Source organism: Mucilaginibacter flavus (genome assembly GCF_030409315.1).
In the GTDB taxonomy this organism is placed as follows: Bacteria; Bacteroidota; Bacteroidia; order Sphingobacteriales; family Sphingobacteriaceae; genus Mucilaginibacter; species Mucilaginibacter flavus.
In genome coordinates, this window is the sequence record NZ_JAUFPS010000043.1 from 41,955 (window position 1) to 67,791 (window position 25,837).

Genomic DNA, 25,837 nt, shown 5'->3' on the forward strand with positions numbered 1-25,837 from the left:
ACTTAAACCTATTCAGCCAGTTGATATTCTTTAATTAACGCCGAAGCAGGAATATGAAGTAATTCACTAAATTTTCTGATCATCGTTAAAGACAGGGCCTGTTTGTAATTTAATACCTTACTAACGGTGCCCTTATCACCATATTCTTTTGCCAGGTCTGAAGATTTATAGCCAAAATCTTCCATCCGGATTTTAATTAATTCAATCGGGTCTACCTCAGGTAAATCGCTGTGTGATTTTTCGTATTCCGAAATGAGAAGGACAAGCAATTGCTTTTCTTTATGCTCTTCAGAATTTTTCTCAGAACGCTTAACTTTTTCATAGCGTTCAAGCGCCCGATTATAATCTTCTTCGGTTTCTATTATGAACCACTGTGGTTTTGTCATTGTATTTAAAAGTTGATTTCCTTTCTGGGATTAAAGAAGCCTTTTATGCAATTAAAATTTCGGACACATATTTGTATATGACTCTTCTCCATGATGCCTGCCCCTGGAAAAGCTGCTCCTCCTTCTGTAAATACACCTCTTGTGGAATCAAATTTCTTAAATCCGCTGTAACCTTTTTTTGCTAAATCTTCTTCTATTTGAGTCCCAATTTTACTATGCATAAACTCAATAGTTTTGCAATCTAAAATTCGAAGTAATTTATCCTTATTTAGATCTTTAACGTGATCGATGTTTTCTGGAAGTTTCATACCTGCGTTTTTATACTCCTCTTCCATTATAGAATAGTAATATTGAATCATCCTGATAAATTTAGAATCCAGAAAATCGCAACATTGCCCAAGTTGAATAACCGCACCGATAACTGTTGGATTTGCGATCTTTCCTCTTGATTTTTTCTGCTGTGCCCATTCCATGGCCCTTACCGCATTATTTTCCCAGAAATACAAACCATGGCCGAGCCAATCGTAGTCTTCGGTACTGATTTTGATGTCGTCGGGTTGATTAATAAGTTTGTTTGCTACACTTACGTCACAACCGTGAAATCCAATAAGAATATTTGGCCTTACATCATACATAAATTGAGTTAGGCTTCTGCCTCCTCAAGATTGCTATATACTTTCATGAATTTGCCCTTTTTGGTCAGGATACCTGCCTTATTAAGGGAAAGAATAGCTTCTTTTTTTGACATGTGTTTTGCTTCTTCCAATTTTATTTTGGCAAGCTCAATTAACATTTCTATGTCTTTATCACTCATATTCATTACGATTATAATCAAATATAATCAGATTAATTCAAATGATAAAACTGTTTTAAAAACGGCGATGGATTTTACCCCATCGCCGTTTATCATTCGTACTGCTATGAACCATTAAAATGATCCATGAACCAATAAACTTAAAACCTATACCGTACAAACGCCTCAATAGCCTCGTACTCTGCCAAACCTAACTGATCGTATTTTTTAGCGGTTTCGCTCGTTCTGTCTTCGGCCCTCACCCAAAACTCCCTGGCGTCATCCCCCGGGAAAACCGGACGATCTTTTTGCGACTGGTGTTTGAAGATGGCGTTACGCTTACGGATCACCTCCTGAGGCGATAGTGGTACCGCCATTTCAATTTCGTGTGTAGGGAACTCATGCCATGCACCACGGTACATCCATAACCAGCAATCTTTAACCCATTCTTCGGTTTCCTTTAAACGGGCAAGGGCAGCCAGGATAATGTTGAAACAAACCAGGTGTGTTCCGTTAGGGTCGGCAAAATCGCCGGCAGCGAAGATCTGCTGCGGTTTTATTTTTTGCAACAGATCGATAGTTAACTGGATATCTTCCTCGCCAACGGTGTTCTTTTTGGTTTTGCCCGTTTCGTAAAAAGGCAATGCCATAAAGTGGATATTGCTATCCGGCAGACCAGCATAACGCGCTCCCGAGATGGCTTCTGTTTTACGGATAAACCCTTTCACATTACGGATCTCGCGGGTATCAATCTGGTTAGGCTGTTTCTGCGGGAAAAACGCGCGCATCTCTTCGTATAGTTTAGCCAAATGCCCGCTGTCTTCACCAATGCTGTTGGTAAAATCAATAGCAAACTCCATGTAACGCAATACATCATCATCCCAAACGGCGGTATTGCCCGATGTTTGGTAAGCTACGTGTACATCATGCCCCTGGTCAACCAGTCGGATAAATGTTCCACCCATCGAGATCACATCATCATCCGGGTGCGGAGAGAAAATGATCGAACGTTTTTTGGCAGGTAAAGCGCGTTCCGGGCGTTGAGAATCGTCCGCGTCGGGCTTGCCACCCGGCCAGCCGGTGATGGTATGCTGTATCTGGTTAAATATATCAATGTTGATGTTATAAACCGGACCTTGCTCAACCGCAAGCTGGGCCATACCATGGTTGTTATAATCTTCTTCGGTTAATTTCAATACCGGTTTACCAATGGTATCAGCTAACCAGATCACCGCTTTCTTTTTCAGGATATTATCATCCCATGAGCAATCTTTTACCAGCCATGGGGTATCAAAACGGGTAAGTTCAGATGCCGCGTCTTCGTCCAATACAAATTCTACATTATCTGATAATTGCAAATAAGTAGCAGGTACTTCACCGGATATTTCACCTTCCACCGCTTTTTTAACGATGGGGGCTTTTTTGGCGCTCCAGGCCATCAGGATAATTTCACGTGCTTTAAAAATGGTACCAATACCCATGGTGATGGCTTTGGTAGGCACATTGGCTTTGCCACCAAAATCGCGGGCGGCATCACTGCGGGTAAGGTCATCTAAGGTAACCAGTCGGGTGCCCGAGTTTGGAGCCGATCCCGGTTCGTTAAAACCGATGTGACCGGTACGGCCGATGCCTAACAGTTGAAAATCCAAACCACCTAATTCTTCAATCTGGCGTTCGTATTCTAAGCAGAAGGCAGCTACTTCATCTTTATCTAAAGTACCATCGGGGATGTGTACGTTGGCTTTATCAATATCAATATGGCTAAACAGGTTCTCGTACATGAAGGTAACGTAGCTTTGGGCAGCATCCGGCTTCATAGGGAAGTATTCATCCAGGTTAAAGGTGGTTACGTTTTTAAAAGACAGCCCTTCTTCTTTGTGTAATCTTACCAGTTCGGCATAAACCTTAATTGGCGTAACGCCTGTTGCCAGGCCAAGCACGGCTTGTTCGCCTTTGCTTTGCTTATCACGAATCAGGGTGGCAATCCTGCCAGCTACTGCCAGTGATGCTTCCTGCTGGTTGCCATAAACGCTTACCGGCAGCTTCTCGTACCGGGTTTCTTCCAATAAATTTAATCGGGCCATAATTTTTAAGAACCTGTGTTATAGATATGTTGAAATAAAAAAAGATCGTATACAAAAAACCCCCGCCGAAACGAGGGTTTTATCAAACCAATTAACAAAACTGTTTTAACCTCACCGACATAAGGCTAAAATGAATTTTATTTAATAACAAGTTGTGCATTACATTACAAACATAATAAAACTAATTTTCAATTAAAAGAACTTTTTAAATTATTTTAATAAGTATTTTTAATTGAAAAAAAGAGCTCCTGATGGGCAGGAACTCTGATCTAACCAATTATAAAACATAAATATGAGAAGAGAAGAGATGCAGGGGACAGAATCGAACCATCCGCTCACCGCCAGCCGGTACCTGCTTTGTAGTTGTTAAATGCACCCATTTATAAACTATCTGCTGCAAATATATAATTAATTCTATTAAATCTATGTATTTAGTAGAATTAATTAAAAAATAATCTTCTTCCATTGCTTTTTTCATTATTTGGCAACAGCGCCCGCCATTTTTAAGGGTTCGTCGATACAAAATTCCGCTCTATCGACACTTGTGGTATTAACTGCATTTAAATTAAAAACTTGCCTTAGTTGATAGTAATTAAAGGTTTAACATCAACCTGCTTTTTCGTTTACCCATTAAAATCAATTTTATGATTATCCTACTTTGCGGATTATCCGGCGCCGGCAAAACAACACTTGCAAAAAAAGTGAAGAACAGGCTTGAGCGTGCTGGCCAGCTAACAGAAATAATTGACGCCGACGAATACCGGCAGGAGCTTTTTCCTGACCTGAGGTATTCAAAGGCCGATAGGTTTGAAAACGTGCGCCGACTGGGTTTTGTTGCGGGTAAATTTAGCAACCACGGCATTATTACCATCATTAGCGCCATAATGCCCTACGAAGCTATGCGCCAGGATTTACTTAACACCTACGATGATGTTAAGGTAGTACATGTTGATTGCCCTTTAAGTATTTTAAAAGCACGGGATACCAAAGGGCTTTATTACCGTGCCCAGCTACCGGCCAATGATCCGCAAAAGCTTACTAACCTAACCGGCGTAAGTGATCCCTTTGAAGCACCTAACCAACCACACCTTTATATTAATACCTATGCCTATGATGTTGCCGAATGCACCGGCAGGTTACTGGCATTTATTGAATACCAACGCTTTTTATCAAAACAGCGTCCTGTTGCCTGTTAATCAATAACGTTTTAAAAACAACATTAAATTAAACATTATGCAACCTCAAACATTAATCATCGCCGGCATGCACCGCTCAGGCACATCTTTAATCACCAATTGGCTTAGTCGCTGTGGTCTGGAAATAGGCGAACGCCTGGCCGAAGGCAACGCGGGCAATGTTGACGGGCATTTTGAAGATGTGGAGTTTTTAAAGCTGCATGAAGAGATATTGAATAACAACAGCCTGGATATTTCGGGCCTGGTTGATGCTAAAAAAATAGCGCTTTCGCCCTACCAGCTGGCTAAGTTGGAGAGCATCATCAGCATAAAACAACAATTGTATGAGCAGTGGGCCTGGAAAGATCCGCGCACCTGCTTGTTTTTGGAAACTTACTCTAAACTACTACCCGGCGCAAAATACCTGGTGATCATGCGCGATTATAAGGCTGTAATAGGTTCGCTTTTGAAAAGGGAGTTTGCCTATGTAGACAGGAAATACATGGCCCGCGGCTACTTTTCAAAACTGGTTTGGAAACATTTAAGGCGTAAAGGAAGGAAAGAAAAGTTTTATACCGAACATGCCGAAACATTTTTAAAAGTTTGGATAAACTACAATGAAGAGATCCTAACAACGCTTAAAAAACTCCAGGCAGATGATTACCTGGTTATCAACTATGAACTGTTACTGCAAAAAGACCAGGAAGTAATTGACTTTTTAAAAGATCACTGGAAATTTAATTTAAACTACTTTGATTTTGGCCAGGTGTATAAACAAGGCCTCATGAGTGCCACGCACGAAATTGAACAATACGTTAGCGCCAAAACTTTACTTGTAAAAGCGCAATACCTTCAACTGCGTTTAAACCATTACGTACGCATGTAGATGTGCAAATGTGCAGATTTCAGATGTGCAAATGATTTTTTTGTCTGAACCAGGATTAAGCAGATTTTAAGATTTTGATGGTCTATTGTAATTAACCATGCAAGTAAAAATCAAAAAAATCTGATTAATCCGTTTAACCCCGGTTCAGAGAATCCATCTGCACATCTGTTAAGTCATCTGCATATCTGCACATTTGAAATCTGCACATCTGTAATCTGCCGCTTATTTTTTATCTTTACCCATCCAAAACTTTTTTTGAGTATACAATGAGTGAAGATCTGAACGCAAACGAGATACCAGCAAATAACGAAGATAAATTACACAACGTTACCTCACTCGACGGGTTATACGAAAACTGGTTTCTTGACTATGCCTCTTACGTAATACTTGACCGTGCCGTACCGCACATCAACGATGGTTTAAAGCCGGTACAACGCCGTATCCTGCACTCCCTTAAGGAGATGGACGATGGGCGTTTCAACAAAGCGGCCAACGTAATTGGTAACACCATGAAATATCACCCGCACGGTGATGCATCTATTGGTGATGCCATGGTACAAATAGGGCAAAAAAACCTGCTCATAGATTGCCAGGGTAACTGGGGCGATCCGGTAACCGGCGACTCGGCAGCCGCTCCGCGTTATATTGAGGCACGTTTATCAAAGTTCGCGCTCGATGTTGTTTTTAATCCCGATACCACCATTTGGCAGGCCAGCTATGATGGCCGTAATAAAGAACCTATTACCCTGCCCGTAAAGTTCCCGTTGCTGCTGGCCCAGGGTGCCGAAGGCATAGCGGTAGGTTTGGCTACCAAAATATTACCGCACAACTTTATTGAACTCATTGATGCGTCGATAGGCGTGCTGCAAGGCGTCCGTCCGAATATATTGCCCGACTTCCCTACAGGAGGTATGGCCGATGCTTCGTTATACAACGAAGGACAGCGTGGCGGCAAAGTACGTGTACGCGCTAAAATTGTAGAACGCGATAAAAAAACATTGGCTATTACCGAAATTCCGTTTACTACCACAACCGGTAGTTTAATTGATAGCGTAATATCTGCCAATGATAAGGGCAAGATCAAAATCAAAAAGATTGAAGATAATACCGCCCAAAATGTAGAGATCATTATTCACCTGGCACCCGGTATCTCGCCCGATGTAACTATCGACGCGTTATATGCCTTTACCGATTGCGAGGTTTCCATATCGCCCAATACCTGCGTAATCCAATCAGATAAGCCCCGCTTTATGAGCGTGAACGATATGCTTACCGAAAGCACATTTTTCACCAAAGAACTGTTAAAACAGGAACTGGAGATCAGGCTGAAAGAACTGATGGAGAAGATCTTCTTCAGTTCCTTGCTTAAAATATTTATACAAGAGGGGATGTACAAACACCCCGACTACGAAAGCTCTGGTAATTTTGAAACGGTGTTAGAAGTGCTGAACCGCTTGTTTGAGCCTTTCTTCCCGCAGTTTTACCGCACCATAATGCCCGAGGATTATAAAAAGCTTATTGATAAACCAATGAGCAGCATTACCCGCTTTGACGTTAAAAAGGCGGATGAGCAGATGAAGGCCCTCGAAAACGAAATTAAACAGGTAAAACATCACCTTAAACACCTTACCGATTATACCATTGCCTGGTTTGAAAAACTAAGGGAAAAGTATGGTAAGGACCGTGGCCGTAAAACCGAACTGCGCACTTTTGATAAGGTTGAAGCCGCCCAGGTAGCATTGGCAAACATTAAGCTATATGTTAACCGTGCCGATGGTTTCATCGGTTCTGGCTTAAAGAAAGATGAATCTGTAGAATACGTGGGCGATTGCTCGGATATCGACGAGATCATTATTTTCCGGTCGGATGGTAAGTGTATCATCACTAAGGTACAGGATAAGGTTTTTGTGGGTAAGGATATCATCCACGTAGCCGTATTTAAAAAGAATGATGAGCGTACCGTTTACAACATGATCTACAAAGATGGTGAAAGCGGTATAGCGTATATCAAACGCTTCTCGGTAGTTGGCGTAACCCGCGATAAGGAATATGACCTTACCAAGGGCACCAAAGGCACAAAAACACTATATTTTACCGCCAACCCTAACGGCGAGGCCGAAGTTGTTAACGTGCAGCTTAAACCACACTCCAAATTGAAAAAGCTTCAGTTTGATGAGGATTTTGCATCAATAGCTATTAAGGGCCGTGGCTCTATGGGGAATATCATTACCAAGTACCCTGTTAAAAAAATCCTGCTGAAAAGCAAAGGTGTATCTACATTAGCCGGGCGTAAAATTTGGTACGATGATATCCTGAAACGATTGAATGCCGATAGCCGTGGTAAATACCTTGGCGAATTTGATGGCGACGACCGTATCCTCACCCTAATGAGCAACGGTATTTATGAGCTTAGCAATTTCGACCTCAATAATCATTTTGATGATAAAATGATTTTGATAGAGAAGTACGATGCCCAAAAGGTTTTCTCGGCTATTCACATTGATGGCAAGTCGAAAAACTACATGGTGAAACGTTTCATATTTGAAAACATCGCCCTTGGTAAACAGGTAAGTATTATTAGCGATGAACCGGGATCAAAATTAGTGTTCATTGCCAAAAGCAACCAGCAGTTTAGCGTGGTGCAATTACGGGGTAAGGAACAAACCCCCGAAACCATCGAAGTAAACATTGCCGACCTGATAGATGTAAAAGGGATGAAAGCGATGGGTAACCGATTATCGCAACTGCCTATCAAATCTGTTGAATTGATTGTTACCGAAGAGCCGGTTGAAGAACCAACTGAAACAGAACCGGAAATTGATGAGGCTATAGACACCGAAGACGCAAGTACAGATGAACCTGCAGCCGATGAACCGCCGATATCCACGCCGCCAAAAGCGACCGCAGAGCCAAAAGCACCAGATGTAGCGCCAACACAACCGTCAGCAGAGCAACCCGCGCCAACGCCACCCAAAAAGGTTGATTTTGAGATCACCAACCCCGACGATATTGATATGAAGGATAACGGGCAGTTAGGGTTGTTTTAATATGATTAGGGCATCGGTATTGTAAAATCAGGTGGCATTTGAAAGTATATCGCATGGTGTAGACGACTCACCCCGACGAGGTTGCGCCCGTCTTCCCCTCTCTCCGACTGCGTCGCATAGAGGGGCGGGAAATAAAAGAAAATGGTTTAACCCTCTATGCGGCTTTAGCCGGAGAGAGGGTCGGCCAGCGAAGCGCTGCCGGGGTGAGTCGTCGCCAGCGTTCAAACCAGCCTCATTCTGGTAAAAAGATTAAGCCATCGGTAAATACCGGTGGTTTTTTGTTTATACAGCATTATATGCCTACCTGAGTTATAAAACATACCTATAAATGATAAAATATTGCCTACGAATGCGTCATTTTTTTATTTTTGGGTAACTTATCCTTTTAAAGCTTTGTGAACTATGAGTATGCTCTTCGGCGGCGGTAGCTATTATTATCTTATCTTAATTTTGGAAGCCTTTTGTATTATCCATTGCATACGTCGGGGTACCCAGCAAAAGTGGCTTTGGATGTTGATTGTGCTACCCATTGTAGGTTGCTGCATTTATATCTACTCAGAAATACTGACTAACCGTTCTACCCTGCGCATGCCCAAAGTTGATGTTGGGGCGGTACTTAACCCCGGCATTAAACTTAAACGCCTGGAAGATGAATTACGCTTTACTGATACCTTTGCCAATAAAATAAAATTAGCCGATGCCTACCTTGAAGCCGGCTTTACTGATAAAGCCGTAGAGATATACCAAAACAGCCTCACCGGTGCCTTTGCCGAAAATGAACACGTACTGGCACAACTGATAGTAGCCTACTCCGAGCAGGGCAGGTACGAGGAAGTGATCCCTATTGCCAAAAAGTTGTATAAACTCCCCCAGTTTCCGCGTTCAAAAGCGCATATAGGTTATGCTATGGCTTTAGAAAATACTAATCACGTTGATTTAGCCGAAGCCGAATTTAAGCTGATGAAGGGCCGGTATTCCTATTTTGGTCCAAGGTACGAGTACGGTATGTTTTTGGTACGGCAGGGCCGGGATCAGGATGCCTACCAAATATTTTCCGATATCCTTAACGAAGAATCGCAATTAAGTTCCATGGAGCGCAAGGCAAGCAAGCAATGGTTTGGCAAAGCCAAGGATGAGTTAAAGAAGTTACCAGCGCAGAAATCGGCGTAAGGGGAAGGCTTATTATCCCCAATGTCATGCCGAACTTGTTTCGGCACCCCACTTGCTAAGTGTACTTCATGTGGGCGACCCGTACTGTGCGGTCCTGAAACAAGTTCAGGATGACTTCAGGTTTTGAAATCTCCCAAACCCGTCCGTCCGCCACCAGATACCCGCTACCTTACGGACAGCGCCCCTTAGCCTATAAACTTATAAAAAACGGTGCTTCAAAAACGTGGCCTACGCCTAATTTTTGGATGGCTTCTTTGTGTTTAATATCTTTTTGTTCGCCTTCGGTATCGGCGCAGCCTAACCAGGGTTCAATGCACACAAAATCGGCACCGGGTTTGGCCCATATGCCCAGGTAATTGAAATGAGGGAACTCTACCGATAACGACTGATCGTGCTTATCGCTTTTGATGGTGATCATTCTTGATGATAGGTTTTTAAACACCAACGCATCGGCATCAAATAAATGACGGGTTAGCTGTAGCCTGTTTTTGGGAGTTGGTACAGGGTGACTTTCACCGGTAAAGAAGCCATCTGCCGATAGCAGGTCTGTTTCCAGGTGCTCATCGGTTTCAAACTCCAGGTAATAATCTTCGTAACGTTCGCCCTTGTTAAATGGAACATTAAATGCCGGGTGCGCGCCTACAGAAAAGTAAATGGTTTTTTTATCGAGGTTGATTACTTTGTAGGTAATTCTTAAAGAGTTATCTATAAGGGTATATAAAACCTGGTAATCAAATTTAAAGGGATAAACCTTCAAGGTATTATCGCAATTGGGTAACGAGAAAGTGGCAGATACCTCATCGGCATTCAGCAAAACAAACTCCGATTGCCTTGCAAAACCATGACGGCTCATGGCATACTTTTGTCCATCAACCAGCAATTCGTTGTTAATTAAGCCGCCTACTACCGGGAAAAGGTTGGGCGCGTGCCATGGCCATACGCTGGCATCGGCCTGCCATATATGTTCAACGCCTGTTGCTTTATCAATCAATGAACTTAACTGGGCACCCTTGGTATCGATGTTTACTTTCAGGTATTCATTTTCAATGGTAGTCATGGTTACAGCTATTTTGTAAGAACCCGAAGTTAGGCATTTGTTTGAATTTCAGAAATTACTTCAACTATACAATTTTCAATCCTGCTCATTCTTTATTTCTGTAAATTCTGATTCAGACAACCTTAATCATCATCCTCTTCCTTTTTAGGCTCCAATAGCACAAAGGCGCTGCGTTTAGGGGCGGGCATAATGGCCTTTTCGCCTTTAACAGATTTCCAAACTACCTCGTTCAAATCAATATCGGGCGCGGCATCTTCCTTGGCCAGGTTAAACATTTCAGACCGGCGGCTACTTTCGTTAACAGCCACGTTGCGTTGCTCTAAATCAACCTGTGGGGCTTTGGTAACGTATGGGCTAAAATCGGGCTTATTGGTAAAGCAATCAAACAAAGGCATGGCGGCAGCATCGTACTGGCTCATGGGGGGCAGGCCCAGAATAAGCTCCATGGTGCGCAGCACGCCCGATGTGGAGTACATGCCATGGATAACCTGGTTACGCTTCACATACGGCCCGGCAACAAACACAGGCGAGCGGTGTGCATCAACATGGTCGGGACCGTTTTGGGCGTCATCCTCCAAAATAAACACTACCGACTCTTTCCAGATCGAGCTTTTTGACAGGTGTTCTATAAACTGGCCTATAGCCTGGTCGTTATCGCCAACGGCTGCAATGGGCGATATAGCACCTTTGCGTTGCCCGCTGGTGTGGTCGTTGGATATGCGGATGGTATTAAAGCGGGGAACCGCGTTAATAGCTAATAACGAATCAAAATCATGCGCCCATATCTGGGTACGTTTAACATCTTTTACGGATAGATCAAAACCCGGTGATTGCTGACAAAAATGCCCTTCTAATGATTTGAGACTGGCTTTGCCCGGGTTGCCATCTGTTACAAATTCGCCGTAGGTGCGATAACTCAGGCCTGCGCGCTTGCAGTAATCCCATATAAAGCCATCGCGTGGGTAGGCTGCCTTGCGGGTTCCCTCAAAATCGTAATTGCCACCACGACCTCCGTAGCTGGTTGGCCAGGTTTTTTCCACAAAGTCGGTACCATAGGCGGCCATGCTCCAGTTGTGTCCGTCCGCGCTTACTTCCGCGTCTACATAAAAATTGTCTAACAGCACAAATTCGCTGGCTATGGCGTGGTGGTTGGGTGTTACCTTTTTGCCGAAGATGCACAGCGAGGTATCGCCGTTACCTTGTGGCATATCGCCTAAAACCTGGTCGTAAGTGCGGTTTTCTTTAATAATGTAAAATACATATTTAATAGGCGATTTTTCGCCTATACGCCTTGGTATGGGGTTGCCCGTTTCGCCGGCAGCGGTTTTTGCCTTGGCGCTGGTGAACGGCGTATTGGCATATACCTGTTTGGTAAAGGCCTTAAGCTGTACCGGGGTAGGCGTGCTGATAAACGATAAGGTACCCTTAAACAAGCCTCCTATGTATTGCTCTCTGCTGTTGGTAGCCCCCTGCTTATAACCGCTGTTATCGGTTTTAAGCACCGGCTGCGGGCCTTTAGGGTTAGCCATTGATGTAAAACCTTTACCGTTTGATACAATGATTTTTTTACCTAACATTTTAACGTTAGTAGGGTACCAGCCAACGGGTATGAAGCCCATGCTGCGGCTGCTGCCCGGTTTGCTTACATCAAATACGGCAAGGCAGTTATTATCGGCATTGGCAATGTACAATGTTTTTTCATCGGCAGATAATGCCAGGCCATTGGTGGTTGAACCCGTTAAGCGTGTAGGGAACAAAGCGGTGGCAATGTTCTCTAATATTTTGTGTGTAGCGGTGTTTATTACCGATACCGAGTTATCATTGGCGTTAGCCACGTAAAGGATAGTGCCTTTTTTGTTTAATAGCAATTCGTTGGGGTGGCTTTCGGTATTTAGGGTGATGAGCTTATCGGCAGTAATGTTGTAAATGCCCAGCTTATCGCCACCCCACAGGGAAATGTAAAGCGTTTTTTCATCAGGCGATAGGGTGCAGGCATAGGCCTCGGCAGGGAGTTTTACCGTTTTAAGGGTTTTGCCGGCGGTAGGGTCAACTATGTATAGCAGGCTATCCTCTTTGGTAACGGTGTACAGGCGGGTATCGGCTTTATTAACGGTGATGCCGGTTGGGCATACCTTGTTTTTGGGCCATTTGTTGGGTGCCAGCCTTATGGTATCTGGCTTGCCCAGTTTGTTGTTGGCTATATTGAAAACATAAATCCAGTTATCATTACCTCCCGATGCGTATAACTTACGCTCATTATGGCTAAAGGCCAGGCCATACCATGATTTGGCTACCACCTTTTCGTCCAACAGTTGTTCATTCTTTGGATCGATGAGTTGAACCGATTGCGTGCTTTGCCCGTTATTGGTAACAGCAAGCAATTTGCCCGATGCAGATAACTGAATGTTAAGAGGCAGATCGCCCAAAGGCAATGACGTACCCGCCGGACTCAACTTCCAGCCATTAGGTAACAATACCTGCTGGCTTTGTGCTATTTTGCCCGGTGTTTGGGCGCATACGGTTAATGACGATATGGCCAGCACAGCAAGGCCAGCTAAAAACTTTTGTTTCATGGTAAAACGATTGTAGTCAAAATTACATAATCGTTTCATGAAGATGGACGGTTTAACACAAACTTAATATGTAAGAATGTTGCTATAATCAAACACGTATGTCATTTCGACGAACAGTTGTGGGTAAAAGAAAGGGGTGAGGAGAAATCTTATACAACCTGCGTGTTCGCTTGTCGCTTATACAAGATTTCTCCTCACCCCACTGCTCGTGCCATCCCGCTGTTCGTCGAAATGACATGGGTTATATATTTACTTACTTCAGCAAATTCTTCCAGCTTACCTGCTCGCCAATGATTTTTTCTAAATCGGCGCTGGCAACGCGTTCCTGGGCCATGCTGTCGCGGTGGCGGATGGTTACGGTATCGTCTTCCAGGGTTTGGTGATCTACCGTGATACAGAACGGCGTACCTATGGCATCCTGGCGGCGGTAACGTTTACCAATGGCGTCTTTTTCCTCGTACTGTATGTTAAAGTCAAGCTTCAGGCGGTCCATAATTTCACGGGCTTTCTCTGGCAAACCGTCTTTTTTGGTAAGCGGGAAAATTGCCGCTTTAACCGGGGCCAGGCAAGGGTGCAGGTGCAGCACGGTGCGGCTATCCTGTTTCTCGTCGGTGCTCAGGTCTTCTTCCTCAAAAGCGTTAATCATGGTTAACAGGAACATCCTATCCAAACCAATAGAAGTTTCCATAACATAAGGAATATAGTTGCCGTAAGGTTTGCCTGTTTCAGGATCAACCTCCGGATCAAAGTACTGCATTTTTTTGCCCGAGTATTGCTGGTGCTGGCCCAAATCAAAATCGGTACGGCTATGAATACCTTCTACTTCTTTAAAGCCAAAAGGGAACTCAAACTCAATATCAACCGCTGCATTAGCATAGTGGGCCAGCTTGGTATGATCATGATAGCGGTATTTAGCGGCATCGGTACCTAAAGCGAGGTGCCATTTAAGGCGGGCCGCTTTCCAGTATTCGTACCATTCCATTTCGGTACCGGGCCGTAAAAAGAATTGCATCTCCATTTGCTCAAACTCGCGCATGCGGATGATGAACTGGCGGGCAATAACCTCGTTACGGAAAGCCTTACCTATTTGCGCAATACCGAAAGGGATTTTCATCCTGCCCGATTTTTGCACGTTTAAATAGTTCACAAATATACCCTGCGCCGTTTCCGGGCGAAGATAAATGGTATCGGCATCATCGGCCACAGCGCCCATCTGGGTGCTAAACATCAGGTTAAACTGGCGTACATCGGTCCAGTTGCGGGTACCACTTACCGGGCAGGCAATTTCATGCTCAATAATCAGCTCCTTTAAACGTGGCAGGTCCTCATTTTTAAGGGCCTCGTCCATATCGTTTTGTAAGGCTTCGGCCTTATCGGTTTTGCCGTCTTTACTGTAACGTTCAATCTTATCCTCCAAAAGCTGATCGGCACGGTATCTTTTCTTAGAGTCCTTGTTGTCAATCATCGGGTCGCTAAAGCCATCAACGTGACCGCTCGCTTTCCAAATCTTAGGGTGCATAAATATGGCGCTGTCAATACCAACAATGTTTTCATGCATTTGCACCATAGCTTTCCACCAGTAGGTTTTAATGTTGTTCTTCAGCTCGGCACCATTTTGGCCGTAATCGTAAACGGCGCTTAAGCCGTCATAAATTTCGCTCGAAGGAAAAACAAAGCCATACTCTTTGGCATGCGATATTACATTTTTAAAAAGTTCGTCGGTTGATTTGCTCATAATAGGGGCAAAGATAGTTTTTTTGTTTATTTCGGATTTGGGAATTTCGATTTCGGATTTTGTCTGAATCAGAATTTACAGAATTTAGGAATTAACAGGACGCCATCGGGCATAAAACTTGCGAAGTTTTCAAAACTTCGCAAGTTTAAATATTCCGGAAATCCAAAATGGAGTCAAGAATCAAGATGGGAGTTTTTCCGTCAGCGATAATTACTAAATCAAAAATAATTCCGAAATCGAAATTCCCAACTCCGAAATATTAATGCTATTCGCTGCAATCCCTAACGCATAGCTTCAGTTATCCCAAAAGTGTCCGTCCGTCTGGAGAGCCCATGTTTTTGGTTATCTTTCGGACACTATGATTCATCTCTTTACCAATGGCTTTCTGATATTTTATTCTTTATTTTAAAGAATTTTCTGTATATTTGAAATAGGTGTTTTAAGTTTCATACAATGCCTGCTGTCCGCATGGTGTCCGGTTAATTGGATACCTCCGGACGGACAGACAGACAAGAGCGTTAATTACTGCTGTCCACATCTGTTTTAAAACTGTCTTACTCCCCCTGCGGACGGACACCACAAACCAACATATTCTACAGGCAGTATACATCCGTACACAGTCAAGGCCCTTAATATAAATAGGCTATTGGATGGGTATTTTTAAAAATCGTGGCAGATTTTTAAATTTTCATCGCAAAGAAAAAAATCAAATAGATTAATTATGATACCTAAGAAGCTGTTTGAAAACGACTAAATACAACTGCTATATTTTCAACCTCATTGCGAGTATTTAAATCCAGGGATTCTGAAAGTGGAAATGACGGAAAAGTTTGTCATCCTGAGGAACGAAGGATCTTCTTCGCCCTGCTAATTGCAGACTTTTATAGTGAAGAAGATTCTTCGTTCCTCAGAATGACAGGATGGAGAGGGTCGTTCTTGCATCATGTCCACCTTTAGAGTCTGCGGATTTTATAACTCGCAATGACGGCTTTTATACGTTTTTAAACAGCTTGTAAGGGTTTTTAAAAATGATTAATTAGATGAACAACCGCAGTGTTCCCAATCTTTAATCAACATGATAAAATAGTCCTTGCTCTTTTATCCAATAATCTTTGCTCCCCAAAGGTGTCCGTCCGCTTGCAGGTATCCATGGTTTTTGGACGAAAGTAAGTAAAAGCGGACGAAATCAAATCCTAACCAATAGAAAAATCCTTGCTCTTTTATCCAATAATCTTTGCTCCCCAAAGGTGTCCGTCCGCTTGCAGGTATCCATGGTTTTTGGATGAAAGTAAGTAAAAGCGGACGAAATCAAATCCTAACCAATAGAAAAATCCTTGCTCTTTTATCCAATAATCTTTGCTCCCAAAAAGTTTCCGTCCGTCCGCAGGTGACCATTACCTCCGGACGGACACCCACATCAGCTACAGGTTTATCATCAGCATAATAACTAACCTATATGTTAACCACATGTAAGTATTTATATGCCCTAAAACCAAATGCCTCAAAAAGCATTGTATTAATAGTTTAAATACACCGTATCATGGAAACCATTGTAAACATCATATCCGCCCAATACGTAACCCACAACGTTAAACAATTCAGGCTGCAAAAGCCGGCAGGATTTACCTTTACACCGGGGCAGGCCACCGAACTATCTGTTAACCACCCAGATTGGAAAGATAAAAAGAACCCTTTTACCTTCACCAGTTTGGCCCATGACCCATACCTGGAGTTCACTATTAAAATATACCCCGATAGCCCCGAAGGTGTTACCAACCAGTTAAGCAAATTGGTGCCTGGCGATGAGCTGATACTGCGTGATGCCTGGGGAGCTATTGAATACAAAGGTCCCGGTTACTTTATTGCCGGTGGCGCAGGTATTACGCCGTTTATAGCCATTTTGCGCGATTTAAATAATCAACGCAAGTTGGCTGGCAACAAATTATTCTTCAGCAATAAAACCGATAAGGATATCATTTTGGCCGATGAATTGAAAAGCATGCTTGGTCCCGACGCCGTATTTTTAATAAGCGGTCAAAAAGATAGCATCCACGATACCCGCCGCATTGACGAGGCCTTTTTAAAAGCCGAAGTAAGCGATTTTACCAAACACTTTTACGTTTGCGGCCCCGATGCTATGGTGGAGGAAATTAATGGGATTTTAAGTGGATTAGGTGCTGATGCTGATTCGGTAGTGTTTGAGAAGTAGGAGAGAAGTTCATGGATCATAGTTCATGGTTCATAGTATTTTAAACCTCTTGTGCAGCTGCCATGAACTATGCTCTATCACCGTGACCTAAATTCGCAGTTGCCATGAACCATCATCTATGAACCATGAACTAAAAAATAAATTCGAAATCCCCAATTCCGAAATTGTCTGTCCACTTGTCCAAAAACACTGGTCACCCCTAAGCGGACGGACACCTCGTTAAATTCCAAAATCAAAAAAATAAATCCGAAATCGAAATTCCCAATTCCGAAATACTCTTTACATTTACCGCCATGAGTATCCGGGTAGAAGCATTAACAAAAGTTTACGGCGAGCAAAAGGCGGTTGATGGTATCAGTTTTACGGCCGAGCCGGGGGTATTGGGCTTTTTAGGGCCTAATGGCGCGGGTAAATCAACCACCATGAAAATACTTACGGGTTTTATTCCGCAAACATCGGGCACGGCATCGGTGTGCGGTTTTGATGTGGTGAGCCAGTCGCTTGAGGTGCGCAAGCGCATCGGTTATCTGCCCGAGAGTAATCCACTTTACCTGGATATGTATGTAAAGGAGTCGCTGGCGTTTATAGCTGATATTCATAAAATAGCCGACCCTGAAGCCCGCATTGCCGAGGTGATTGAGCAAACCGGCCTCGGCCCCGAGCAGCATAAAAAGATAGGCCAGTTATCCAAAGGCTACCGCCAGCGTGTGGGGTTAGCCCAGGCCATTATTCATAACCCCGATGTGCTGATACTGGATGAACCAACATCGGGCCTCGATCCTAACCAACTGATAGGCATCCGCCAGTTAATAACAGATTTGGGGAAAACTAAAACCGTTATCCTATCTACCCATATTATGCAGGAGGTTGAAGCCGTTTGCGATAAGGTTATCATCATTAATAAAGGAAAAATAGTAGCCGATGATGCCTTGTCGGGCTTACGTAACAAGAACAATAACAGCACCCTTGAGCAAATATTTATAAGCCTTACTAATTGATATGATCAATTAATTACCTTATTTTCGAAGCCTAAAACCTTAAACAATATGAAAAAAACCTTACTCGCATTAGTCGTTTTAGTATGTGCTGCATTAACAAGTTATGCCCAGGTGCCTGGTGAAGGCGGTTCTGGTATGAGACTTAGCGGCGGCTTTGGCGTTGGCGCTACCATTGGCCACAACGCCAGCGATTACCCTGCTGCAACAGGAATTAATTTAAATTTAGAAATCCCCACGGGCGGCGATTTACCCTTAAGTATCATTTTAAAAACGGGTTATACTGGTTTTATATCGAAAAATGGCTACAGCACTGGCTACTCGGATGGTGTAAGTTATAGCTATGGGTCTATTGTATCGTTTGTTCCGGCGCAAATCGGTGCCAGGGTGTATGTAAACAAACTGTTTTTTGAGGCGGCCGCGGGCGCTTCATTCTGTGTCAATTCAGATCCATCGCAATACACCGGCAAAAAAACGGCGTTATTGGTAACCCCTGCAATAGGTTACGGTTGGCGTTTTGGCTACTCGGAAAAAATGGGCCTTGATTTAAGCCTGGCCTACGAAGCCCGCATTGAACCCACCCGTGAAACAACCACAACTTATGACGATGGCAGCGGTTCTACCGCCAGTATTACCTCCACAACTGGCGCGTACAACCAGGTAGCGCTTAAGGTGGCCTTTAGTTTCGGCTTATAATTTGCTTCGCGTCATTAGTCATTTCGCTTTGCTGTCATTAGTCATTTGCTTCGCGTCATTGGTCATTTCGCTTCGCTGTCATTAGTCATTTGCTTTGCGTCATTAGTTTTTATTTGAGAATTTTAAATCAACATCAGCAGAATCAACTTGCATTAATGACCAATGACCAATGACCAATGACCAATGACCAATGACCAATGACCAATGACCAATGACCAATGACCCAATGACTGCGAAGCAAATGACAGCGCAGCAAAATGACTCTTTGCTTTAGTATATTATTGTTGTAATTTCGGCGTTTCAGCATAAATATATCGCAGTGCTTAGCATCTTAAAAAAAGAAATAACATCATACCTCAGCTCGTTGGTGGCTTATGTTACCATCGGGGTATTTTTACTGGTATTGGGATTATTCCTGTGGGTTTTCCCGGATTCAAGTATCCTTGATTATGGCTACGCCGGTTTGGATAGCCTGTTTAGCACAGCCCCTTACCTTTTCATGTTCCTTATCCCGGCCATCACCATGCGTTCGCTGGCCGAGGAGCGTAAAGAAGGCACTTTCGAACTGTTGTTTACCCGCCCTTTAAGGGATTGGGAAATAGTGATAGGGAAATACCTTGCCTGCCTGCTTATTGTGCTTTTCGCGTTGTTACCAACGCTGGTTTACTATTTTTCGGTAAGTACATTGGGTACACCACAGGGTAATATAGATAGCGGGGCGGTTATTGGCTCCTACATCGGTTTGTTTTTATTGGGTGGCGCTTTCGTGGCGATAGGCATGTTCGCCTCATCCATCACCAAAAATCAGATCATCGCCTTTACAGTAGCCGTTTTCCTATGCTTCTTTTTCTACAGCGGGTTTGATTCCCTGAGCCAGCTTTTATCCCTACAGGAGTTTAACCTGCAAAGCCTGGGTATTACGGAGCATTATCAATCGGTAAGCCGTGGTGTGTTGGATACCCGCGATCTGGCCTACTTTTTATTGGTAGCAGCTTTTTTCATTTGGCTTACTTTATTTATTCTCATCAAACAAAGGCAAAAAAAGCTGCGTGGTACGGTCATATTCAGCTTACTATCACCTTTAATTTTCCTTGGGTTAATTTCGCAATGGGTTTTTACCCGGTTTGATTTTACTACCGAAAAACGCTTCACCATATCGCCCATTAGCAGGCATATTATGGATAGCCTGCAAAAGCCGGTTAAGGTTACCGTTTACCTGCAAGGCAGTGGTTTGCCCAGTGGTTTAAGGCATTTGCAAAGCGCTACCAAAGATATGCTGAGTGATTTGAAAGCTTACAGTCATGGCAATATCCAGTTTGAATTTATCGACTTGCTATCGTCTATCAAAAACCTGCCACAAGATAAACAAAAACAAACTTATGAGGATTTTGAAGCCAAAGGTGTAGTAGGTCAAAACCTCAGCTTTAAAACCGATGATGGCGTATCGCAAAAACTCATATTCCCCGAAGCGGTAGTAAAGGCGGGCGACAGGGAGATTGTGGTAAACCTTATTCAAACCCGCATAGGTTTATCAGATGATGAGCAGATCAACAACTCTATCCAGAATTTAGAATATGCTTTTTCATCGGCCATAAAAAAAGCTGTTAAAGGCGGCAAACCGCAAATTGGATTTACCGAAGGGCATCATGAGTTGAACGATGTGCAGCTTAATGATGCCATGAAATCATTATCAGATGGGTTTGAGGTTGGAAGGTTAAACCTATCGGCTATCCCGTTCAAGGCTTTAATGAATATCAAATTGTTGGTGATCCCTAAGCCCGATACCAAATTTACCGAACTGGAAAAGTTCAAGCTTGATCAATACATTATGCGTGGCGGCCGGGTACTGTGGACGATAGACCAGGTAAGCGCCGAGCTTGACAGCCTGCGCGGGCATGGCGGCGAGCAGTTGGCTTTCCCCAAACAGTTAAATTTAGATGACCAGCTGTTCAGATATGGTGTACGCATCAACTACGATTTGATTGCCGACCTTAGTGCTGCCCAAATCCCCGTAAGTACCGGTGATGTTGGCGGGCAGGCGCAAATACAAATGCTGCCATGGTTGTTTTACCCGGTATTAATGCCGCTGGCCAAACACCCGATAGTAAAAAACCTGGATGCCATTAGCAGCCAGTTCGTCAGCACCATCGATTTGCTCGAAACGGAAAACGTAAAGAAAACCATTTTGCTAAGTTCATCGCCCTATAATCATAAAGTGACCGCGCCGCATATGTTATCGTTACAGGCGCTGGAGCAGGAGCCCAACCCCAACGATTTTAAGGGTACGCCAAAAACGGTGGCTGTGTTGTTAGAAGGTAAGTTTGTTTCTAACTGGCGTAACCGCCCCTTGCCCGATAGCCTCAAGGAGCCCGTTACCATTATGCCCGAAAGCGTGCCTACCAAAATGGTAGTGATAAGTGATGGTGATATTTTAAAGAATCAGGTAGGCAGAGATGGCTCGCCTTACCCGTTGGGATATGATCATTACACCCAGCAATCATACGGCAACAAAAACCTGTTGCTTAATATAGCCGATTACATGACCGACGACTCAGGCCTTATTGCCCTGCGCACTAAGGAGATCAAGATTCGCCTGTTGAACCGTGCCCGTATCCGTAATGAAAAACTGTACTGGCAGCTGGTAAATACGGTTGGTCCGCTGGCCCTGGTGTTAATATGTGCTATTTTTCAACATTATTTCCGCAGAAGAAAGTATGCCCATTAAATTTTATATTTTTGATAGATTAATTAGACACATATGAGATTTATTGTTTCTACCACAACTTTACTCAAACAACTACAGGCAGTAAGCGGCGCCTTAAGCAATAGCACCGTATTGCCTATACTGGAAAACTTTTTGTTTGAAATAAAGGAAGGAAACTTAACCATTTCTGCAACAGACCTGCAAACCAGCATGACCACCTCTTTACCTGTTGAAGCTAAAGAGAACGGCCGTATAGCTATACCATCGCGTATATTATTAGATACCTTAAAATCGTTACCAGAGCAGCCGGTGGCTTTTTCTGTTGATGATAGCACCTTCGCCATTGAAATAAACGCGGGCGATGGTAAATACAAACTAAGCGGTGAAAACGGCGAAGATTTTCCAAAAATCCCGGTTGTTGAAAACGCGTCGTCGGTAAACCTGCCTGCATCGGTTTTAGCCGAGGCGATAAACAAAACCATTTTCGCGGTAAGTAATGATGAGTTACGCCCGGCCATGACAGGTGTATTTTGCCAGTTAAGCCAGCAGCACCTTACCTTTGTAGCTACCGATGCCCACAAGCTGGTACGTTACCGCCGTAAAGATGCCAAAGCCGCAACTGCTACCTCATTCATCTTGCCTAAAAAAGCTTTAACGCTTTTAAAGTCATCATTACCAAGTGATGATGTAAATGTATCGGTAGAGTATAACTCAACCAGCGCGTTCTTTAAATTTGGTCATATCAACTTAGTGTGCCGTTTAATTGATGAGCGTTACCCAGATTATGAAGCGGTTATTCCACAAAATAACCCCAATAAATTAACGATAGACAGGCTTACCTTTTTAGGATCGTTAAGCCGTGTGGCTATCTACGCCAACAAAACCACCCACCAGGTAAGGCTTAAAATAAGTGGCAACGAATTGAATATCTCGTCAGAGGATATCGACTTTGCCAACGAGGCTCATGAGCGCTTAACCAGCCAATATGAAGGTGATGACATGGAAATTGGCTTCAACGCGCGTTTTTTAATAGAAATGTTGAAGAATTTAAGTTGCGAAGAAGTATCTTTGGAGATGTCGACCCCTAACCGTGCCGGCTTATTGCTGCCACAGGGTGGTGATGAAAATGAAGATGTGCTGATGCTGGTAATGCCGGTAATGCTCAATAGTTATGCTTAAGTGTAAACTTAAATTATAAATCCAAAACAGAGTCCGGCTTTAAAAACCGGACTTTTTTGTTCCGTGCAGATAACAAAAATTACCATAAGCAGTTATAGCTTATAATTAAATATGGATACCAGGATAAAGGCTTTTTTTATTGTTGCAGCAGCGGTAACCTGTTGGGCATCCTGCAAAAAAAATGGGGATGCGCCGGCAAAGGCGTCAAGTGCGGCGTATGTTAATATTATAAACGTATCAAATAACAACATTAACTTTTATATTAACGGTAACCGTGTTAACAGTACTACAACCTATTACCCGGGTGGTACGCTTGGTTACTTAACCGTTGCGGCAGGTACCAAAAATTACGCTTTTAAGGTTGACGGAACCAATGCGCTTTCGCCTTTTTATAATAAGCCCTTTAAGGCCGATAGTGCCGGTGGTTATACGTTTTATGTAGCCGGGCAAACCGATAATGATGTATTTAACAGTCGCGATGCCTGGTATCCCGATACAGGCGTAAATTTAACAAAGTACGCGCAGATCAGGTTTGTAAATGCTTCAGCAAGCGCGGGTAACTTAAAATTTGTATTGGTAGGCAAAACGACTGCCATTGCCGATAGTACCCAATATGATAATGTACCCTACAAAACCATTACCGATTTTACCAGGATCACCAAGGGGATACATTATATAGGTATTTATCGTTCGGCGTACCCCAGTCAACCTAAAATTGATACCGTCACTATCTCCGCCGGGAAAATATATACGTTTTATGGCTATGGCACCGCCGTACCGGCAGGTAACCAGGGTATTATCGCGGGATTGTTTAATAATGGCTAATGATGACTAACAGATATAAAAAAGGCTTTTTATTGCTTACCGCCCCGGTATGGATATTGGTGCTTTGTTTCATCGCGTCGTGCGGTAAATCAACCAACATAACCGGTGCAAATACACAATTGCAAATCATTAACTTAAGTTCGGATCTTGGGCCTGTTAACTTGTATATTAATTCGGTAAAACAAAGTCTTACTACTTATACTTACACCAATAACTCGGGTTACTTTTTTCTTAATTCGCTTACGCCGCCAATTCAGTTTCGTACGGCAAATGCCGCGGCCGCAAATATTCCTTATCAAATAGATACCGTTTTAAGGTCCAACTCAAAATATACATTGTTTATAACCGGATATGCTAAAGATACTACCATTAAAAACTCAGTACTATCTTTAGATACTGCAACGCTACCGGCAATAGGGCGTGCCAAGGTGCGGTTTGCAAATTTTTCTCCATCATCGCCCGATTTGGATATCAAGGCCAATGATACCCTAATGGTTTTTGAACCTAAAAAATTGGGACGTAAATTCAATACCATTTCGCCTTATCTTAGTTTGCCTACCGGTAATTACAACTTTACTATAAACGCGCACAATACACCTACCAAGGTAGAAATTACACTTAAAAGTGTAACCATACAGGACGGACGCGCCTATACCATTTATACCCAGGGCATTGTTGGCCGTACGGATTCGGTGGCTTTTGGAGCGGCAGTTTTAACCAATAATTTGTTGATTAAGGCAACGCAGTAGGGGGATTTCTTTTTATATTTCTATTTTTGGGCAAAAAATAAAAAAGTGGAAGTAATAAAAAGCATTATCGATTTTATCCTGCATATTGATAAACACCTGGTACAAATCACCAGCGCTTACCAGGGCTGGACTTACCTGATATTATTCGCCATTATTTTTGCCGAAACCGGCTTTGTAGTAACCCCATTTTTACCCGGCGATTCACTACTGTTTGCTGCTGGTGCTTTGATTGCCGGTGGACAATCGGGCCTGGATATTTACCTGCTGGCTATTATTCTGGTAATTGCTGCCTTTGGCGGCAATACAGTGAATTACTTGCTGGGCAATTATTTAGGCCCAAAAGTATTTAAAGAAGAAAATAAGATATTAAAGCTGGAGTATTACCTCAAAACCAAAGCGTTTTTTGATAAACATGGTGGTAAGGCTGTAATTTTTAGTCGCTTTTTGCCAATTATCAGAACCATTGCTCCCTTTGTTGCAGGAGTTGGCCATATGCCATTTTTGCGGTATAGTTTATATAATATTATTGGCGGAGCCTCATGGGTACTCAGCTTTTTATTGATAGGTTTCTTTTTTGGCAACATCCCTGTTGTAAAGGAGAACTTTACAATTGTTGTTATGGTAATTATACTCGTATCTGTTATACCCCCCGTTTACGCAGCTATAAAAGCTAAAACCGCAAAAAATACTATTTGATAGCTATTGCTATATTGGTTTAATGTTTAAGCCTTTACAGATGCGGTTTATTAGGTATCGTAACGTAGTTTTATCTAAAAAAGATATTTAACCCATCAAGAAGAAATCTATGTCTGAAGTTGCAGAAAATAATATCTTGCTGGCGATGCCGATGTTTAATAATGGCGGTAGCTTTAATGTAAGGGAAGTTATTGACAACCTTAAATCGAAATGGGGGCTTGAAGTTGTTAATGTTGAGGGGGATGAGCATATTATAACTCTTGACATAAATGGCGAAACTGTGGCATTGGCGTATATGCCGGTGCCTATTCCACTTGGGGACATTGAAGGTATAGCCCAATATGCCTATAATTGGCCAACGGCTGTGGATGATCTTAAGTATCACACCGGGCATGCTATCGTTTCCGTAATGGCGGGCAAAAAGAGCGTCTTAGAAAGGTTTAAAATTCTAAGTAAGGTTATCGGTTCAGTTTTAATTGCATCCGATGCCGTTGGTTTATATGATGGAAATCAGTCATTACTGATACCTAAATCTCAATATCTTGCCAATCTGGAAGTTTTAGAATATGATGATATTCCTGTCTCTTTGTGGATTTATATTGGCCTTCAAAAAAGGCAGGCAGGGAATTGCGTGTACACATATGGCTTAAAGGCTTTTCAAAAAAAGGAGATTGAAATTATCGACTCCAATTTAACCCTGGAAGAATTGTTCGATTTTTTGTTCAGCGTTGTGTCTTATATCATTGGTAGTGATATTACGCTAAAGAATGGCGAAACAATCGGACTAACTGCCGATCAAAAGATATCGGTTATAGTATCTAAAGGGAGGTTTGTTGAAGGGCAATCCATAAAACTCAAATTATAATCACTTTTTAAAA

At 42.9% G+C, this 25,837-nt stretch carries 20 protein-coding genes; 13 read left to right on the plus strand and 7 right to left on the minus strand.

Annotation, left to right across the window (positions count from 1 at the left end; translation table 11 throughout):
* Positions 1–8: 8 nt before the first annotated feature.
* From QWZ17_RS22630 to nagB, 4 genes are all read right to left on the minus strand, one after another.
* A complete protein-coding gene (locus QWZ17_RS22630) occupies positions 9–386 on the minus strand; it encodes a helix-turn-helix domain-containing protein (RefSeq protein ID WP_290307599.1) in 378 nt (125 codons plus the stop codon).
* 5 nt (positions 387–391) lie between these two features.
* On the minus strand, positions 392–1,021 hold the full coding sequence (locus tag QWZ17_RS22635) for a hypothetical protein (protein WP_290307600.1): 630 nt from the start codon (positions 1,019–1,021) through the stop codon (positions 392–394).
* Between the two features lie 8 nt (positions 1,022–1,029).
* Positions 1,030–1,200, minus strand: coding sequence for a hypothetical protein (locus tag QWZ17_RS22640; protein ID WP_290307601.1), 171 nt, complete (start codon positions 1,198–1,200; stop codon positions 1,030–1,032).
* A 140-nt stretch (positions 1,201–1,340) separates the two neighbouring features.
* Positions 1,341–3,263, minus strand: coding sequence for a glucosamine-6-phosphate deaminase (gene nagB / locus QWZ17_RS22645; protein ID WP_290307602.1), 1,923 nt, complete (start codon positions 3,261–3,263; stop codon positions 1,341–1,343).
* Positions 3,264–3,907: 644 nt separating this feature from the next.
* On the opposite strand from nagB, the gene cysC reads away from it, so the two are divergent.
* The 4 genes from cysC (at position 3,908) to QWZ17_RS22665 (ending at position 9,541) form a co-directional block, all read left to right on the plus strand.
* The gene (gene cysC, locus QWZ17_RS22650) at positions 3,908–4,459 is read left to right on the plus strand and encodes an adenylyl-sulfate kinase (RefSeq protein ID WP_290307603.1); all 552 of its coding nucleotides are present in this window, start codon (positions 3,908–3,910) and stop codon (positions 4,457–4,459) included.
* Positions 4,460–4,496: 37 nt separating this feature from the next.
* Complete coding sequence (locus tag QWZ17_RS22655; RefSeq protein ID WP_290307604.1) at positions 4,497–5,324, plus strand: sulfotransferase; 828 nt, start codon at positions 4,497–4,499, stop codon at positions 5,322–5,324.
* A 266-nt stretch (positions 5,325–5,590) separates the two neighbouring features.
* Positions 5,591–8,371 carry a DNA gyrase/topoisomerase IV subunit A gene (locus tag QWZ17_RS22660; RefSeq protein ID WP_290307605.1) on the plus strand — a complete coding sequence of 927 codons (2,781 nt, stop codon included), beginning with the start codon at positions 5,591–5,593 and terminating at the stop codon, positions 8,369–8,371.
* 402 nt (positions 8,372–8,773) lie between these two features.
* Entirely contained in the window at positions 8,774–9,541 is a 768-nt protein-coding gene (locus tag QWZ17_RS22665) for a PLDc N-terminal domain-containing protein (RefSeq protein ID WP_290307606.1), read from the plus strand.
* A gap of 190 nt (positions 9,542–9,731) precedes the next feature.
* Here QWZ17_RS22665 and QWZ17_RS22670 read toward each other — a convergent pair whose 3' ends face one another.
* From QWZ17_RS22670 to QWZ17_RS22680, 3 genes are all read right to left on the minus strand, one after another.
* The gene (locus tag QWZ17_RS22670) at positions 9,732–10,598 is read right to left on the minus strand and encodes an aldose 1-epimerase family protein (protein ID WP_290307607.1); all 867 of its coding nucleotides are present in this window, start codon (positions 10,596–10,598) and stop codon (positions 9,732–9,734) included.
* A 122-nt stretch (positions 10,599–10,720) separates the two neighbouring features.
* A complete protein-coding gene (locus QWZ17_RS22675) occupies positions 10,721–13,210 on the minus strand; it encodes a bifunctional YncE family protein/alkaline phosphatase family protein (protein WP_290307608.1) in 2,490 nt (829 codons plus the stop codon).
* 214 nt (positions 13,211–13,424) lie between these two features.
* The gene (locus QWZ17_RS22680; protein ID WP_290307609.1) at positions 13,425–14,906 is read right to left on the minus strand and encodes a glycine--tRNA ligase; all 1,482 of its coding nucleotides are present in this window, start codon (positions 14,904–14,906) and stop codon (positions 13,425–13,427) included.
* Between the two features lie 1,540 nt (positions 14,907–16,446).
* On the opposite strand from QWZ17_RS22680, the gene QWZ17_RS22685 reads away from it, so the two are divergent.
* The 9 genes from QWZ17_RS22685 (at position 16,447) to QWZ17_RS22725 (ending at position 25,824) form a co-directional block, all read left to right on the plus strand.
* Positions 16,447–17,115: a ferredoxin reductase domain-containing protein gene (locus tag QWZ17_RS22685; protein WP_290307610.1), complete on the plus strand. Its 669-nt coding sequence runs from the start codon at positions 16,447–16,449 to the stop codon at positions 17,113–17,115.
* Between the two features lie 293 nt (positions 17,116–17,408).
* The gene (locus tag QWZ17_RS22690) at positions 17,409–18,113 is read left to right on the plus strand and encodes an ATP-binding cassette domain-containing protein (protein ID WP_290307611.1); all 705 of its coding nucleotides are present in this window, start codon (positions 17,409–17,411) and stop codon (positions 18,111–18,113) included.
* Between the two features lie 48 nt (positions 18,114–18,161).
* Entirely contained in the window at positions 18,162–18,806 is a 645-nt protein-coding gene (locus QWZ17_RS22695) for a hypothetical protein (protein WP_290307612.1), read from the plus strand.
* Between the two features lie 319 nt (positions 18,807–19,125).
* Positions 19,126–21,531: a gliding motility-associated ABC transporter substrate-binding protein GldG gene (gldG, locus tag QWZ17_RS22700; protein ID WP_290307613.1), complete on the plus strand. Its 2,406-nt coding sequence runs from the start codon at positions 19,126–19,128 to the stop codon at positions 21,529–21,531.
* Between the two features lie 33 nt (positions 21,532–21,564).
* Positions 21,565–22,689 (plus strand): DNA polymerase III subunit beta, encoded by a 1,125-nt coding sequence (dnaN, locus tag QWZ17_RS22705; protein ID WP_290307614.1) that lies wholly within the window; start codon positions 21,565–21,567, stop codon positions 22,687–22,689.
* A gap of 111 nt (positions 22,690–22,800) precedes the next feature.
* A complete protein-coding gene (locus tag QWZ17_RS22710) occupies positions 22,801–23,514 on the plus strand; it encodes a DUF4397 domain-containing protein (RefSeq protein WP_290307615.1) in 714 nt (237 codons plus the stop codon).
* A complete protein-coding gene (locus QWZ17_RS22715; protein ID WP_290307616.1) occupies positions 23,514–24,263 on the plus strand; it encodes a DUF4397 domain-containing protein in 750 nt (249 codons plus the stop codon). The genes QWZ17_RS22710 and QWZ17_RS22715 overlap by 1 nt, the downstream gene beginning before the upstream one ends.
* Positions 24,264–24,308: 45 nt before the next feature.
* Positions 24,309–24,959, plus strand: a complete 651-nt coding sequence (locus QWZ17_RS22720) for a DedA family protein (protein ID WP_290307617.1) — start codon at positions 24,309–24,311, stop codon at positions 24,957–24,959.
* A gap of 109 nt (positions 24,960–25,068) precedes the next feature.
* A complete protein-coding gene (locus tag QWZ17_RS22725) occupies positions 25,069–25,824 on the plus strand; it encodes a DUF4261 domain-containing protein (RefSeq protein ID WP_290307618.1) in 756 nt (251 codons plus the stop codon).
* Positions 25,825–25,837 lie beyond the last annotated feature (13 nt).